12 protein-coding genes are annotated in these 15,013 nt (G+C 71.6%); 4 read left to right on the forward strand and 8 right to left on the reverse strand.

All coding sequences use genetic code 11. From position 1 onward, the window contains the following. Positions 1-313: 313 nt before the first annotated feature. Positions 314-985 carry a hypothetical protein gene (locus ACFWM7_RS15715; RefSeq protein ID WP_383260572.1) on the forward strand — a complete coding sequence of 224 codons (672 nt, stop codon included), beginning with the start codon at positions 314-316 and terminating at the stop codon, positions 983-985. A 75-nt stretch (positions 986-1,060) separates the two neighbouring features. On the opposite strand, the gene ACFWM7_RS15720 is transcribed toward ACFWM7_RS15715, so the two are convergent. The 8 genes from ACFWM7_RS15720 to ACFWM7_RS15755 all read right to left on the reverse strand — a co-directional run bounded on the left by ACFWM7_RS15720 (position 1,061) and on the right by ACFWM7_RS15755 (position 10,651). Further along, positions 1,061-1,999 (reverse strand): sigma-70 family RNA polymerase sigma factor, encoded by a 939-nt coding sequence (locus ACFWM7_RS15720; RefSeq protein WP_383260575.1) that lies wholly within the window; start codon positions 1,997-1,999, stop codon positions 1,061-1,063. Between the two features lie 10 nt (positions 2,000-2,009). Continuing rightward, positions 2,010-3,209 (reverse strand): NAD(P)/FAD-dependent oxidoreductase, encoded by a 1,200-nt coding sequence (locus ACFWM7_RS15725; protein ID WP_383260577.1) that lies wholly within the window; start codon positions 3,207-3,209, stop codon positions 2,010-2,012. Positions 3,210-3,354: 145 nt separating this feature from the next. Further along, positions 3,355-4,560 carry a hypothetical protein gene (locus ACFWM7_RS15730; protein ID WP_383260579.1) on the reverse strand — a complete coding sequence of 402 codons (1,206 nt, stop codon included), beginning with the start codon at positions 4,558-4,560 and terminating at the stop codon, positions 3,355-3,357. 57 nt (positions 4,561-4,617) lie between these two features. After that, positions 4,618-5,874, reverse strand: a complete 1,257-nt coding sequence (locus ACFWM7_RS15735; RefSeq protein WP_383260581.1) for a sugar ABC transporter permease — start codon at positions 5,872-5,874, stop codon at positions 4,618-4,620. After that, the gene (locus ACFWM7_RS15740) at positions 5,871-6,788 is read right to left on the reverse strand and encodes an ATP-binding cassette domain-containing protein (RefSeq protein WP_383260583.1); all 918 of its coding nucleotides are present in this window, start codon (positions 6,786-6,788) and stop codon (positions 5,871-5,873) included. Before ACFWM7_RS15740 ends, ACFWM7_RS15735 begins: the two co-directional genes overlap by 4 nt. 97 nt (positions 6,789-6,885) lie before the next feature. Then, entirely contained in the window at positions 6,886-7,965 is a 1,080-nt protein-coding gene (locus tag ACFWM7_RS15745) for a substrate-binding domain-containing protein (protein WP_383260585.1), read from the reverse strand. A 107-nt stretch (positions 7,966-8,072) separates the two neighbouring features. Then, positions 8,073-9,545: an FGGY family carbohydrate kinase gene (locus ACFWM7_RS15750; RefSeq protein ID WP_383260587.1), complete on the reverse strand. Its 1,473-nt coding sequence runs from the start codon at positions 9,543-9,545 to the stop codon at positions 8,073-8,075. A gap of 50 nt (positions 9,546-9,595) precedes the next feature. Further along, positions 9,596-10,651: a 2-hydroxyacid dehydrogenase gene (locus tag ACFWM7_RS15755; protein ID WP_383260589.1), complete on the reverse strand. Its 1,056-nt coding sequence runs from the start codon at positions 10,649-10,651 to the stop codon at positions 9,596-9,598. A 225-nt stretch (positions 10,652-10,876) separates the two neighbouring features. Between ACFWM7_RS15755 and ACFWM7_RS15760 the strand changes: the two genes are divergently transcribed. The 3 genes from ACFWM7_RS15760 (at position 10,877) to ACFWM7_RS15770 (ending at position 13,964) form a co-directional block, all read left to right on the forward strand. Continuing rightward, complete coding sequence (locus ACFWM7_RS15760) at positions 10,877-11,527, forward strand: histidine phosphatase family protein (protein ID WP_383260594.1); 651 nt, start codon at positions 10,877-10,879, stop codon at positions 11,525-11,527. Positions 11,528-11,532: 5 nt separating this feature from the next. Continuing rightward, entirely contained in the window at positions 11,533-12,309 is a 777-nt protein-coding gene (locus ACFWM7_RS15765; protein ID WP_383260597.1) for a DeoR/GlpR family DNA-binding transcription regulator, read from the forward strand. Positions 12,310-12,491: 182 nt separating this feature from the next. Beyond that, complete coding sequence (locus ACFWM7_RS15770) at positions 12,492-13,964, forward strand: FGGY-family carbohydrate kinase (protein ID WP_383260601.1); 1,473 nt, start codon at positions 12,492-12,494, stop codon at positions 13,962-13,964. Positions 13,965-15,013: the final 1,049 nt, after the last annotated feature.

A 15,013-nucleotide genomic window follows, 5' to 3' on the forward strand; every position in this document is an offset into this window, starting at 1 on the left:
CCCCCGGTTGCGCAGGATGAATACTCCGACATTTCGGCGCGGTGGATGCCGCCGCGCGGCGGGGCCGAGCGGGTGCCGGCGGTACGGCTCCCGGTCGTGCCGACTCATCCCGCCACGACCGCACCGTGGACGAGGCCGAGGAGTTGAGCGTCGCCGTGGACAGGGCCGGGGAGTTGAGTGTCACCGCGGGCAGGGCCGAGGAGTTGAGCGGCCGAGCGGACCACCGGCGTCCTGGATCAGACTGTCCCCGGGGGTCTCTCCACCCGGCGACATCCCGGCATCCTGACATCCCGACGCCCCAGGAGTGACCGGCATGCCGCCACGCGTCCACGTTCTTGCCCGCAGCCCCTTGACGCCCGCAGCGGTCGCGGAGTTCCTGGCCCTGTCGACGGAGCCGCCGGTGGACGATGATGTCGAAGCCGTCGACGCGGAACTGACCCGCCGCGGATGGGACTGGGAGCACGAACTGGTCTGCGACTCCTTCCGCACGGGGCACGGACACGTGGTCTGCTCCGACGGCAGGAACCCCTTCGGGCAGGCCGACGTCCGCAGCTTCCTCGTGTTCGGAGAGCTGTATCCGTTCGACGAGCACGACGAGGACATGACCAACGAGCCCTGGCTGCGCGAGCACATGGACCTCTGGAGCCAGGTGCCGGGCTGGGAGCGGGACGAGGCGTGCACCTACCAGGACTGCGAATCAACCCTCGCGCAGGCCGCCCTGGCCGTGACCGAGCATCTGGGCGCGGCGCCCGAGCGGAGCCTCCTGTCGGATGCCGCGGTGGTCACCGGCCCGGCGATGACGCACCGCGTCTGGCGCACCCCGACCCATGCCGTGGTCCTCGGCCCCGCGGCCGACAACGGCCCCTACGGCTACCTGACCCACCTCCAGCTGTCTCTCACCCCGCGCACCTGCGCTCCCGAACTGCCGCCCGTAGCCGACGAGAACGCGCTCGACGCGTGGATCACCGCGCACGTCGACTGGTGACCGCCCGCCCCGACCGACCGATCGCCCGCCCAGCCGCCCGTTCGTCACGGCACGGTGACCCGGCTCCCGGTCACCTCACCAAGCGGCGATGACCGGCACGCCGGCCTCGTGCCGCGCCCAGGCCCCGTCGAGCCGCGTGAGCCGGTCCGCGGCGGCGATGCCGTACAAGGCCGCGACCTTGCCGCCGCTGATGTCGAACGCCACGGCGCCCACGACCCGGACCCCGACCACGGCGATCACGGCCGGGGAGTCGTTGACCCTCGCGAGGTACATCGCGGGCGACCCGCCGGCCAGCCGCCGCTTCGCCGGCGTGGGCTTGAAACCGGCCCGTACGAACGAGGCGACCCGCTCGGGCGTCCGGTAGCTCAGCAGTCGCCTGGCCAGTCCGGCGCCGTCCGAGACCGCCGTCACGTTGTCGGTGAGCAGCGCCACCAGCCGGTCGGTGCGCCCCGACGCGGCGGCGGCGAGGAACTCCTCGACGACCCGGCGCGCGGACGCGGGGTCGGCCTCGCCGCCGCGGCGGCGCTCGGCGGCGACCCGGGTCTGGGCCCGGTGGGCATGCTGCTGGCTCGCCGATTCGGTGATGTCGAGGATCCCGGCGATCTCGGCATGGCTGTACGAGAACGCCTCCCGCAGGACGTAGACGGCCCGCTCGGCCGGCGAGAGGCGCTCCAACAGGGTCAACACGGCCAAGGACACCGACTCGCGCTGCTCGAAGGTGTCGGCCGGGCCGAGCATCGGGTCGCCTTCGAGGAGCGGTTCGGGCAGCCAGGCGCCGGCCGTTCGCTCGTGCCGCGCCTGCGCCGAGCGGAGCCGGTCCAGGCAGATGTTCGTGGCGACCTTGGTCAGCCACGCTTCCGGAACCGCGATCCGCTCACGGTCCGCGGCCTGCCAGCGCAGGAACGTGTCCTGCACGGCGTCCTCGGCGTCGGCTGCCGACCCGAGCAGACGGTACGCGAGCGAGGCCAGCCTCCCCCGACCGGCCTCGAACCTGTCGACCGCTGCGCTGTCCATGGCGAACACTCTAGGCGGCGACCCGCACACCGGGCCGGTCGGCCGCAGGGGCCAGACGGTGCCTGCGCTTCGGGATGCCGAAGGTCGGGTGGGCGATGCCCCACTCGGCCCCCGAGAGCACACCGGCTTTGAGGCGCGCGGCGGTTCGGCCGCCCAGGTACCAGGACTTCGACCGGACGTCCCCGTCCACCATCTGGAAGATCGCGTCCCGCCGCCCGAGGCTGATGTGGTTGCCGAAATACTTCAGCCCGGTGGCCGGCACCTCGTCGCCCGTCAGGCGCGCGATGATCGCGGCGGTCGCCCGCATATTGGTGAGCCCGGCCGACGCGCAGGACATCGGCAGCGGTCGGCCGTTCGCGCCGATCGCGTAGGCGCAGTCACCGGCGGAGTAGACGTCCGGGTGCGAGACCGAGCGCATGGAGCGGTCGACGACGATCTGCCCGGTGTCGGCGACCTCCAGGCCGGCGGCGGCCGCGATGGGGTGCACGGCGAACCCGGCCGACCACACGGTCACATCGGCCGCAAGGGCCGCACCGTCGGCGGTGATCGCCCGGTTCGGCTCGACGGCTGCGACAGCGGCGTGCTCGTGGACGGTGACGCCGAGCCGGTCGAAGGCTTCCCGCAGGTGGCGGCGTGCCTTCGGGGAGAGCCAGGCGCCCAGCTCGCCACGGGCGGCGAGTGCGACCGAGATCCCGGGCCGCGACTCGGCCAGCTCGGTCGCGGTCTCGATGCCGGTCAGCCCCTCGCCGACGACCAGGACGGACCCGCCCTCGCCGAGACCGTCCAGGCGCTCGCGCAGACGCAGTGCCGAGCCGAGGCCGGTCACGTCGTAGGCGTACTCGGCCACGCCGGGCACGCCGCGGTGGGCGGCCGAGCTGCCGAGCGCGTAGAGGAGGGTGTCGTAGGACAGTTCGCCGGGCCCGTCCTCGCCGGTCACGGCGACGGTCCTGCGTTCGGGGTCGAGACCGGTCACCCGGGCCAGGCGCAGCCGCACCCCGGTGCCCGCGAACACGTCGGCGAGCTTGCGGCGCGCGATGTCCTGTCCGGCCGCCACCTGGTGGAGCCGCATCCGCTCGACGAAGTCGGGTGCGGCGTTGACGACGGTGATCTCGGTGTCGGCGGGGGAGAGCCGGCGGGCCAGGTTTCCGGCGGCGAAGGCTCCGGCGTACCCGGCGCCGAGGACGACGATGCGGTGCTTCGTGAGCTTCATGACGTGGCTCCTGTCTCGTTCGCGTACCCCTTGAACGGGACAGCGCTCCGATTGCTGACAGGACACGGATGTGACGCGGGTCACCAGAGGGCGGCGGCGCGGGCCTGCCGATGTCACCCGCGCCCCGGAACCGTCGGGGACACCCTCAGCGAGCAGGCCCCCGCACCTCGAACGGGTCCGGCACCGCCCCCGTCCAGCGGTGCAGCACCGCCCGCCCGGTCTGCAGCGTGGTCCCCCCGGAGTCGACCGTGCCCGCCTCGGCCACGTAATAGCGGCCGTCGTCGAGCGAGACCAGACCGTACTGGCCGCCCGACTCGTAGCCGTACACCCCGGACGGTTCGTGGTGCAGCCCGCGCGGGAGGAGGGAGAGGATACGGCCGGTCTCGGGGCGCGGCTGCCCCTTGACCTCACCCCGGCGGGCGGGCTTCGAGCCGTCCACCACAAAGAGCGCGTAGTTGGGGAAGGCCGCCTTCTTGCCCTTGTACACGGCCATCAGCCAGTTGCCGCTGTCCCCGTCGTACTCCAGGTTCTGGACCCCGTAGGTGGTGTTGCCGGTGTAGGCAAAGAACTTGCCGTCGGGGGAGGCGGGGCCGCTGGTGTGCAGCGCGTCCTCGCTGAGCGGCCGCTCGTACTTCCGCCAATTGCGCACGTCGTACTGGAGCAGCACCTGGTGGTCGTTGTCGGTGCGGGTGGTGTTGGAGTAGACGCCGTACGCGACCGTGAGCCGCCCGCCGCCCCTGCCGTTCAGATCGGGGCCGAAGGCGACGCCGTCGATCCCGCTGCAGCCGTAGCGGTGGTCGGGGGTGTTGCCCGTGTCGCCGTCGAAGACCCCGTCACCGTTCATGTCGGCGGTGTAGTCCCGCACGACCTCCCGGAGATGGACGGTGGAGAGCACATCCGTGGTCCGGGCGTCCATGTTCATCCGGGTGATGCGGGCCCCGTCGAAGATCGCCGCATAGAAGGCCTGGGCGGCCTTGTACTCCAAGGAGCCGTAGACCCGCCCGTCCGCGCTGTTGAAGTCCAGATCGCCCAGATGCCCGGTGAGGCCGGTGACCGACCCGATCGGTCTGCCCGCCAGGTCGGTCTTGACCAGCAGATTGGTGAAGGAGAAGTACATGTGGCCCCGGCGGCGGTCGATGGCCGTGCCCTGGAGATGCCCGGACGACCAGGCCCCGCCGTCGACGGAAGCGGGCAAGGCGGGGGAGAAGGACGGGGCCGGTGTCGAGGACGGGAAAGGGGACGGCGACGGCGTACGGGCATGGGCCGCGCCCCCGCCCACCGCGAGGAGGGCCGACGCGAGGACGGTGGACAGGAACAGGGCGGCGATACGCGCGGGTGCTCGGCTTCGCATGGTTCCTCCGAGATCGTGATCCTGGGGTGTGCGGCGCTGCCGGATACGAGAAGTGCCTCAGGCCCTGCCGTGGGAGACCCGCGACCGCCGGGCCACCGCATCCAACGACACCGCCAGGAGCAATACCCCGCCGGTGACCATGAAGCGGTAGGCGGAGTCGAGATTCAGCAGAGTGAGTCCACTGGAGATCGACTGGATCACGAGTACGCCGAGCAGAGCGGCGAACGCGGAGCCCCGGCCGCCGAACAGGCTGGTGCCGCCGATGACGGCCGCGGCGATGGCGTTGAGGTTGACGTCGCCGCCGCCGCTGCTCTGGTTGGCCGCCGCGAGCCGGGAGGCGGAGAGGATCCCGCCGGCGCAGGCGAGCGTCGTGCACAGTACGAACGCGGTGGTGAGGACGGCCGTCACGTTCACGCCCGCACGCCGGGCGGCCTCCATGTTGCCGCCCACCGCGTACATCGACTTGCCGAACGAGGTGCGGGACAGCACGTAGTGCAGCACCAGCACCAGAGCGAGGAAGAACACGAACATCCAGCCCACCCCCCGGTCCCGGTTGAGATACCAGACCGCGGCGCCGAGACCGGCCAGCAGCGCCAGACTCCGTCCGACGAGCAGACGCCGGGACGCGGCGGCGAGACCCGCCCGGCGGCGCTCCGCGGCTCGGGCGGCCCCGGTGGCGTAGAGGATTACCGCGCCCACGACGACCAGCGTGTACGCCAGCCAGGGCGGCAGGAACTGGAGTTGGGCGAAGGCCACGAGACCCGAGTCGTACGGCAGGTTGATCGAGCCCTTGGGCCCGAGTATCCACAGTTGCACGCCGAGGAAGCCGAGAAGGCCGCCGAGTGTGATGACGAAGCTGGGCACCCCGATCCGGTTGTGGACCTGGGCGTAGAACCAGCCGATCAGCGACGCGAGGGCCAGCGACGCGGTGACGGCGAGCCAGGCCGGCAGACCTCGGTCGACGAAGAGGACGGCCAGGACGGCGGCGCTGAGTCCGCTGACCGAGCCGACCGACAGGTCGATCTGCCCGACGAGGAGGACGCAGACGACCCCCAGGGCGATGATGCCGACCGGCACGCTTTCGAGGGCGAGGTTCGTGAGGTTCGCGCTCGACAGGAAGATGGGGTTGAGGATCTGCATGACGACCCAGATCACGACGAGCCCGGCGAGGACGGGCAGGAGGCCGAGGTCGCCGCCGCGCAGCCGGGCGGACGCGGCCCGCCGACGGTCACGGGCCCTGTCGGACCAGGTCGTCGGCTCGTGGGGGTTGCCGGGGGAGAGTTCCGGGCTGGTGACAGTGGCCGGTTCCGTCATGATGCTTCCCCCTTGTGCGCCGCTGCCGGCCCGTTGCCCACGGCCTGTTCACCCATGGCCCGGTCGCCCACGGCCTGTTCGCCCACGGCCCGGTCGCCCACGGCCTGTTCGCCCACGGCCCGGTCGCGGCCGGCCCGGCGGCTGACCACGTTGTCCGTGGCTCCGGTGATGGCTGCCACCAGGTCCGACGCGGTCGCCTCGGCCGCGTCGAAGAGGCCGTTGTTGCGGCCGAGCCGCAGGACGGCCACGGTGTCGGCGACGGCCCGCACGTCGGCCATGTTGTGGCTGACCATGATGACGCCCAGGCCGCGCTCCCTCAGCCGCTCGATCAGGTTGAGCACCTCCGCCGTCTGCGCCACCCCCAGCGCGGCCGTCGGCTCGTCGAGGATGATCACCTTCGGGTCGCCCAGAAGGGTCCGCGCGATGGCCACCGTCTGCCGCTGGCCGCCGGACAGGGCCGCGACCGGAACTCGTACCGAAGGGATCTTCGCCGACAGCTCCCCGAGAAGAGCGCGGGAGCGGATCTCCATGGCCACTTCGTCCAGGCGCAGCCCGCGCAACTCCCGCCCGAGGAAGAGGTTTTCCACCACGTTCAGGTTCTCGCACAGGGCGAGGTCCTGGAACACGGTCGCGATCCCGAGCCGCTGGGCGACGGCCGGGGAGGTGATGGAGACGGTCCCGGTGTCGAAGCCGACGGTCCCGGCATCCGGCTGGTGCACCCCGGAGAGAACTTTGACCAGGGTGGACTTCCCCGCGCCGTTGTCGCCCACCAGGGCCACCACCTGACCCGCGGCGACATCGAGGTCGACATCGGTGAGCGCGGCGACAGCGCCGAAGGATTTGCTGATACCGCGCAGCGAGAGCAGCGGGCCTCCTGACGACGCGCGGGGGGAGGGCAAGGACTCAGCGGTCATGACCGACCTTCCGAGGCGGGCAGGCAGGCAGGCAGGCAGGCAGGCAGGCAGTCGGGTAGGGAGAGGGGGAGGGGGCATTGCCGCGGTCGTCCCGCGACTACGAGACGCCAGCGTCGGCACAGGCGGCCGCGTACGTCGCCGTGCACACCTCGGCGGTCTTCAGCGGTTTCCCGTCGCCCACCAGAACCTCCGCGATGTTCTCGCGGGTGACCACGGTGGGGGTGAACAGCTCCGAGGGAGTGCCGAACAGGGTCGTGTCGCCCTTGGGCTTCTTCCCCTCGACGAAGGAGAACGCCGCGACGGCCGCGGCTTCCGCGACGGTCTTGATGGGCTTGGAGATGGTGTTGAACTGATCGCCCTTGATGATCCGCTGGGCGGCGGCGAGTTCGGCGTCGTTCCCGGTCACCGGTGGCACGGTCGCTCCGGCCGCTTTGAACGCGGCGATGGAACCGCCGCCCGTGCCGTCGTTGGCGGCCACCACTCCGGCGACCTTTCCCGGGAACTTGGCTATCTGGCCGCTGACCCAGCTCTGGGCCTTCCCCGGCTCCCAGGCAGGGGTGTCGTACTCGGCGAGAAGCTTGAACCCGCTGGAGTCGACCGCGCTGTGTATGCCCTTCTTGATCAGGCCCGCCGCCGCGTCGGTCGGTGATCCGTTGACCTGGAGGAGGCCGCCCTCGGCCGAGGTGGACTTGAGATGGTCCACCAACGACTTGCCGATCATGGCGCCGATCTTCTCGTTGTCGAACGAGACGTAGTAGTCGGCCTTGACCGCCGGGATCGGCCGGTCGTACGCGATGACGGGAACCCCTCGCCCCTGTGCCGTACGGACGGTGCTGGCCGCCGCGGCGGAGTCCACCGGGTCGATCACGATGACGTCGGCACCCTGCGCGAGAGCGGAGTCGGCCTGCTGCTGTTGCTTCGAGGCGTCGCCGCCCGCGTTCTGGTAGAGGACCTCGCAACCGCCGCACAGATCCTTCATCTTGGCCTTGAAGAGCGGTGCGTCGTACAGCTCGTACCGGGTGGAGGCGATGTCGGGCATCAGGAAGGCGATCTTCGCGTCCTTCGACGACCCGCCGTCCGAGCGGTTCGGCGCTTTCGTCGTACAGGCGGATGCGGAGACGATCACCGTCATCACGGACAGGGCCGCGGCGAACGATCTGACAGAGCGTTGCTTCACTGGAATCTCCCGGTCTTCAGGCGGAGAGCCTCCTCTGCGTCAAATTAACATCGAGCGTGTTAGTAGTGTCAATGGACATGTCATAAATAACAGGATGGTGGGGGCACTCAGAGGTGTCCGGACAACCGCGTGTGAGCTCCCCACGCGGTCCGGGCCGTCGCCAGCTCCGCCCGGTAGCGCTCGTATCCGTCCTCGTACAACGCCCGTACGTCCTCGCGCGGATCGACCACCTCATGGCGTCCCGGCGCCGCCTCGTACCCGGGGGACAGCGAGGCCCTGGCGACGGACACCACGCCGAGCGCCCCGACCTGCTCCTCCAACGGAATGCGGACAGGCCGGCCGAGGACGTCGGCGATCAGCCGGGCCCACGTCCGCGACCGTGTGCCGCCGCCGCACAGAGCGAGGGTGCCGCTCAGCCCCGCCGTGTCCAGGCAGTGCCGGGCCGCATAGCCGATGGCCTCACAGACGGCCCGGACGGCGTCCGCCCGGCCGGTCGCCAGGCTGAGCCCGTCGAGTCGGCCCTGGGCCGACGGCTCGACGAACGGGGCCCGTTCGCCCGCCTCGGACAGGAAGGGGAAGGCGTGGACGCCCCGGGCGCCGGGCGGGCTGTCGTCGAGCAGGGTGTCCACATCGGCCGTGGTCGCGCCGACGAGGGCGAGCACCCACTCCAGCGCGGCCGTGCCCACCATGGCGGGCATGGCGCGCAGCCACCGGCCGGGGTCGGGCGTGCACAGCCACATACCGGCGGGCTCGGCGAGCGGATCGAGCGCGACGCGGTCGGTCAGCACCTGGCTCGCGAGGGTCGTCCCGAGGATGAGGACCCCGTCCCCCACCTCGCGCACCCCGCTGCCGATCGCGCAGGCCGGCAGGTCGTACGGCCCCGCCACCACCGGCAGCCCCTCGGGCAGCCCCAGGAGTCCGGCGCCGTGACCGTCCAGCCCGAGCACCGTGCCGGGGGTGGCGGGAGGCGGCAGCAGCCCCGCCCGGTCCTCGACACCGCACGCCGCCAAGGCCTCGGGCGCGTAGCGGCGGGTACGGGGGTCGAGGAACGGCAGGGTCGCGTCGGAGGCGTCGAGGCACACCTGACCGGTGAGGCGCTGGGCGACCGCGTCGACGCAGTACCCCGCGACGGCGGCGCGGTCCAGCGAGTGGGGCTCGTGCTCCTGGAGCCAGTTCAGCAGCGGGCCGTGACACCCGGGGAACATGCCGGAGCCGGTGTGCGCGTAAGCGGCGTTGATCGTGCCGTCCGCCAGCCAGCGGGTCACCAGGTCCGAGGCCCGCGCGTCCATCCAGGAGATGGCGGGCCGCACCGGCCGGCCGTCGGAGTCCCGCAGCCACAACCCGTCGCCCTGCCCGGTGAGCGCCACCGCGTCCGGCAGATGGCCGACCTCGGCCGCGACCTCGCGTACGACATCGGCGACGCCGGACACCACGTCGTCGAGATCCTGCTCGACCCGCCCGCCCGACAGCATCTCCACGTGCGAGCGCCGGATCGCGGAGGCCACGGCCCCGCCGGCCTCGTCGAACGCCACGGCCTTGGTGACCGACGTTCCGATGTCCACGCCGATGATGGTCCTCAACCCTGCTACCTCCTGTGCGAGCCGATGGGATTCCGGGGCGGCGGCGGCAGTCAGGACTGCCCGGCCACCAACACGTCCCGGTTCGCGAGGTGCCGCAACTCCTCCCCCCGGACGAAGCGGCCGACCTCGGCGGCGGTGATGGTCGCCGCACGGTGCGCCGTCTGCCGGGTCGCGCCCGCGAGATGGGGCGTGGTGATCACATTCGGTACGTCACGCAAGGCCCAGTCGGCGGGGATCGGCTCGATGTCGTACACATCGAGGGCGAGCGCCCCGAGAGCGCCGCTGCGCAACAGCTCCGGCAGCGGCGCGTGGTCGAGCAGCCCGCCGCGCGCGGAGTTGACCAGGACCGCACCGTGCGGCAGCAGCCCCAGGCGACGGGAGTCGAGCAGGTGGTGGGTCTCCTCGCTCAGCCGGGCATGCAGGCTCACCACCGAACTCCGGCTCAGAAGGGCGTCCAGCTCGACGAGTTCGACACCGTCCGCCGCGACCGCGACGGGATCAGCGTACGGGTCGGCCACAAGCACCTGAGCCCCGAAGGCGCGCAGCACCCGCGCCACGATGCGGCCGATGGCCCCGTAACCCACGAGCCCGACCGTGGCCCCGCCGAGCTCCCCGCCGCTCTCCTCGTACGCGTACAGATCACCCCGCCAGACGCCCCGCTTGAGCTCCGCGTCGGCGACGGCGATGCGCCGCATCGCGGCGAGCACCAGCCCCACGGCGAACTCCGCGGCGGCGGGGGCGTTGCGGCCGGGGGCGAAGCTGACCCTGACGCCGTGACGGGTGGCAGCGTCCAGATCCACATTGACGGGCCCGCCCCGCGATACGGCGACGAGACGCAACGCGGGCGACGCGGCGAACACCCGCTCGGTGAACGGAGCCATCTGCGTCACGCAGACGGACGCCCCGTCCAGCGCCTCGACGAGCTCGTCCTCCGTACCGCTCGCCTCGCGGACCTCCGCGACCGAACCGAAGGGCTCATGGGGCCAGGGGAGGGTCAGTTCCGTGAACTCCAAAAGCTCCCCGCCCGTACCGGACAGCTCCTGGCTCACTGCCGCGCGAATCAACGCGGGACGGACGAAGTGGTCGCCTGCGGCGAGGATGCGCATGACGTCGGATTCCTTCTGCGAGGAGAGCCGGTGGGACTGCGTGGCGAGCAGGTCGGAGCCTGGTCCGGGCCTGACCCGAGCCGCGACAGGCCGGTCCTGGGCTGTGGAATTTCTGTTAAATTTAACAGCGCGTGAGTGAACCGGCAATGCACCGGGCCCATACGCGCCACGGCAACTGCACGGGCCCTGCCTCGACTCGACCTCAACCTCGAAAAGGCGGTCTTCATGAGCGCTCGTCTCCTGCTGGTACGGCATGGTGAGACCGAGTGGCACGCGGAGAACCGCTACGCCGGCGTCACCGACGTCGCCCTGACACTCCGAGGCATGGCCCAGGGAACCGACCTCGGAACCTGGGCCGCCCGCAGCGGCGTGGACGCGGTCGCCTGCTCCCCGCTCAGCCGCGCCCGCCTGACGGCGAGTCCCGCGGCGGTGGCGCTTGGCCTGGCGGTGGAGGTTCAGGAAGGGCTGCGGGAGGTGGACTTCGGCTGGGGCGAGGGCCGGACCATCCAGGAGATGGCCGAGGAGGACCCCGAAGCCGTACGGCGGTTCCGCGAGGATGCCGACTCCGGCGCCTTCCCCGGCTCCGAACCCGTCGCCCGGGCAGCGGCACGGTCGACCGAAGCCCTCCGCGACCTCGCACACCGTCACCAGGGAGGCAGAGTGCTCGTCGTCGCCCACAACACCCTGCTGCGCATCGCCCTGTGCGAACTGCTCGGACTGCCCCTAGGGCGCTATCGCCGCATCTTCCCGCGGCTGGACAACGGGGCCGTCACGGAGATCGAAATCCACGGTGCGGAGACGGCGCTGCGCTCGCTCAACGTACCCACGGCCTCGCCCCCCGCCCCCGCGTCCGGTCCGAGCCCTGCGGGAGACTGACCCCCATGACCAAGAGATCCGCCGAAGAGCGCCGACGGCTCATCGCCGACCACGTGGTGGAGCAGGGCACGGCCACGGGCGCCGCCCTCGCCCAGCTCACGGGCGTGAGCCTGATGACCGTCCACCGGGACCTCGACGACCTCGCGAGGCAAGGGGTGCTGCGACGTTTCCGCGGCGGCGCGTCCGCCCTGCCCTCCACGGTGTTCGAATCGAGCCTCGACTACCGGCTCGGCGTCAACACGGCGGAGAAGAAGGCCGTCGCGCGCGCCGCCGCCGCATTGGTGGAGCCCGGCATGTCGGTGATGCTCGACGACTCGACCACGGTCCTGGTCATGGCCGGCCTGCTGATCGACCTCGCCCCGCTCACCGTGGTCACCAACGCCCGCCGCGTGCTGGACGTCTTCGCCGGATGCGAGGGCATCCGCCTGATCGCCCTGGGCGGCGAGTATTCGCGCACCCACGACTCCTTCCTCGGGATGCCGTGCGTCGAGGCGGTGGAGGCGCTCTCCGTCGACCTCGTCGCGGTCTCCACGTCTGCGCTCGACGCCAGGACGGCCTACCACCAGGAGCAGGACGTGGTACTGGTCAAACGGGCGATGCTGACGTCGGCGGCGACGAAGGTGATGCTCATGGACCACACCAAGCTCGCCCGGACCGCACTGCACCGAGTCGGTCCCGTCGGCGACCTGGACCACCTGGTCGTGGACGACGGAGCGGACGCCGACCTGCTCGGCAAACTCCGGGAACGGACCAGTGTCACGGTGGCGACCGTCGCACTATGAGCCGCCCTCCACCATGAGCCCGCCCTCCCCTCATGATGAAACACATGTTAACTTCACACACAAAACATCATCACCGCCACTGACGATGGCCTGCCACGCGATCGGCGGACCGATGTGAACACGTTCGGCGGACCGATGTGAACACGTGAGGCCCGTCCCGCCAGGGAAGGACGCTTTCCGCCATGAGCAGTGAATCCCGTCGCACCACATCCCGCACTCCGGCCGTGATCGGCATCGACGTGGCGACCGCGTCCGTCCGCGCGCTGTGCGTGGACGGACAGGGAAACGTGCTCGCCGAGGCGCGGGCCGATCTGCCGCCCCCCGTACGAACCCCTGCGGGGACGAGCGAGCAGGACGCCCGGTCCTGGTGGCCCGCCGTACGGTCAGCGCTGCGCCGCACCACGAGCGCGCTGCCCCGGAGCGGCCGAGAGGTGGTCGCGGTGGCTGTGTCGGCGACATCCGGCACGATCGTGCCCACCGGGCGGGACGGCGAACCGCTCGGCCCGGCCCTGATGTACGACGACCGGCGAGCCGCCGCCATCAACGCCGAGGCCCAACGGGCGGGCAGCGCTCGTTGGGAGGGGCTGGGCCTGTCGGTGGGGCCCACGGCCGCACTCGGCCGAGCTGTCTGGTGCCTGCGGACGTACGGCCCCGCCCTGCGCCATGTCCTGCACACACCCGAGTCGATCGGCCGCGAGCTGACGGGCCACCCTGTGGCCGCGGACTGGAGCCACGCGCTCAAGTCCGGTTACGACGCCCGGGCGGGGGAGTGGGCGCATGAGGTGTTCGGCGCTCTGGACTTCCCGCTGGCGCTGCTCCCTGCTGTAGCCGCCCCGGGTACGGAGGCCGGGGTCGTCGGCCGGGCGGCGGCGGAGGCGACGGGCCTGCCCGAGGGGTGTTCCGTGCGCCTCGGGATGACGGACGGCTGCGCGGGCCAGATCGCCACGGGGGCGGTAGAGCCGGGCCGGTTCGTGGGCGTCATCGGCACCACGTACGTCCTCAAGGGTGTCTCCGAGCACCTGGTGCGCGATGAGACCGGTGCGTTCTACAGCCACCGCCACCCCGAGGGCTGGTGGCTTCCCGGCGGGGCGTCCAACACCGGAGGGGAGTGCCTGGCCGACGTCGCACCGGCCCGCCTGCCCGCGCTGGACGCCGCGGCGGCTGCCCGGGGCCCCGCGTCGTTCGTGCGTTACCCGCTGTGCCGCGACGGCGAGCGGTTTCCGTTCGTTTCGGGTGTGGCGCGGGGTTTCGCGTTGGGCCGCCCCGGTGACGAAGTGGACGCCCACCGTGCCGCGCTCGAGGGAGTCGCCTTCGTGGAACGGCTGTCCCTGGACCGGGTGAAGCGTCTGGGTGTCCGGGTGCTCGGCCCGCTGCACGCGGCCGGCGGGGGCAGCCGCAGCGCTGTGTGGACGGCGATCCGGGCCACCGTCCTGGACCGCCCGGTCCGTGTCGTCGAGCGCGCCGAGACGGCGTTCGGCGCCGCGCTCCTCGCCGCGACCGGCACGCTCCACGAGAACCTCGCGGCGAGTGCCGCTGCCATGGTGCGTGGAGGCGCACTGATCGAGCCGGTGTCGGCGCAGCGCCCTGCCCTGCAGGACTCCTACGGCAGATTCGTCGAGGCGCTGCGCGGTCGGGGCTGGCTCCCCGACGACTGACGCGCCGTGCCTGTCGTTGTCGGCGTCGCCGTCGACACCCTGGGCAACGAGACCGCCGAGCAGCTCTACGGTCCGGCCCTTGTCCGCCGCGGCCTCCAACTCGCCCACGGGGCCGCAGCTCACTGATGACCTTCGGAAGTAGGTAGGAGGCCGACATGAACCAGACGAGCACCCCGCCGGGCAGCCGGACACGGCCCCGGAGCTGTCCGGCGCCTTCGCCCGCATCGCTCTGAATCAGGCCTGCGAAGCCGGATACCACCTACAGGTCGAGGACCGCCCACACTCTGCGCCCGTCCTCTGCCGTGTCCGTTCCGCACGACACCGCACCCAGCCCGGTCAGTTCCGGCAGCACCGCTATGTCTGCGACCGCGAGGCCCGGCCGGTGAGACAGGACAACGATCAACGCCTGCCGATTTTGGTCTGCGAGGTGCACGGACACGCGGCGGCCGCCGTCCACGACCGCAGTGCGTACCAGAAGCTCCGTCAGTCCAGCCGCTGCCTCATCAGCCTGTCGGTATCCCCACTCGTGCAACTGGTCCAACACGCACCCCGAGGCCTTCTGCGCAGCCCACGGGGCTGCTTCCAGCGACCAGTTCGCCGACCGCCGGTTCCGCACCAGCATCCGAGCCCGGCCCGTCCCCTCCAGGCTCGTCTCAGGGCGCGGCGGTGAGATCGGCCGTTTTGGTGGCGGTGGGGTCTTCGGCGGGTAGTCCGGGGTGTGATCCAGCACGGTGGGCTCCCAGCATCGACGAACACCCATCGTAAAGCCCCTGTCACCGGGGCGTTAGACCCGCAGCGCGAGGCGGAGCCGGGCGCACTGCGATGCTGTTGGCGGCCCGTCAGGGCCAGACCGGTACACGGCTCACCTCCGCTCGCGCGGAGAGCACTCGAGGATGCACCGCTCCCGCTCCCGCTGCCCAGCCCCGCACCTCCACGCTCCAGCGTTTCGGCGACGACAAACTCGCGCCCGGCTCAACGACACCACGTCCTGGGCGGTTCCGACGGTGAAGGGATCGAGGCTGCCGGGCCGGCAGGGGGCCCAACAAGAC

This window comes from Streptomyces sp. NPDC058375 (assembly GCF_042723425.1).
GTDB classification, from domain to species: Bacteria; Actinomycetota; Actinomycetes; order Streptomycetales; family Streptomycetaceae; genus Streptomyces; species Streptomyces durocortorensis.

What these genes read in the sequence shown, in the direction of transcription:
- ACFWM7_RS15760 (WP_383260594.1), top strand. Translation starts at nt 10,877, where the DNA reads ATGAGCGCTCGTCTCCTGCTGGTACGGCATGGTGAGACCGAGTGGCAC.
- ACFWM7_RS15755 (WP_383260589.1), bottom strand. Translation starts at nt 10,651, where the DNA reads ATGCGCATCCTCGCCGCAGGCGACCACTTCGTCCGTCCCGCGTTGATT.
- ACFWM7_RS15765 (WP_383260597.1), top strand. Translation starts at nt 11,533, where the DNA reads ATGACCAAGAGATCCGCCGAAGAGCGCCGACGGCTCATCGCCGACCAC.
- ACFWM7_RS15730 (WP_383260579.1), bottom strand. Translation starts at nt 4,560, where the DNA reads ATGCGAAGCCGAGCACCCGCGCGTATCGCCGCCCTGTTCCTGTCCACC.
- ACFWM7_RS15735 (WP_383260581.1), bottom strand. Translation starts at nt 5,874, where the DNA reads ATGACGGAACCGGCCACTGTCACCAGCCCGGAACTCTCCCCCGGCAAC.
- ACFWM7_RS15770 (WP_383260601.1), top strand. Translation starts at nt 12,492, where the DNA reads ATGAGCAGTGAATCCCGTCGCACCACATCCCGCACTCCGGCCGTGATC.
- ACFWM7_RS15715 (WP_383260572.1), top strand. Translation starts at nt 314, where the DNA reads ATGCCGCCACGCGTCCACGTTCTTGCCCGCAGCCCCTTGACGCCCGCA.
- ACFWM7_RS15720 (WP_383260575.1), bottom strand. Translation starts at nt 1,999, where the DNA reads ATGGACAGCGCAGCGGTCGACAGGTTCGAGGCCGGTCGGGGGAGGCTG.
- ACFWM7_RS15740 (WP_383260583.1), bottom strand. Translation starts at nt 6,788, where the DNA reads ATGACCGCTGAGTCCTTGCCCTCCCCCCGCGCGTCGTCAGGAGGCCCG.
- ACFWM7_RS15725 (WP_383260577.1), bottom strand. Translation starts at nt 3,209, where the DNA reads ATGAAGCTCACGAAGCACCGCATCGTCGTCCTCGGCGCCGGGTACGCC.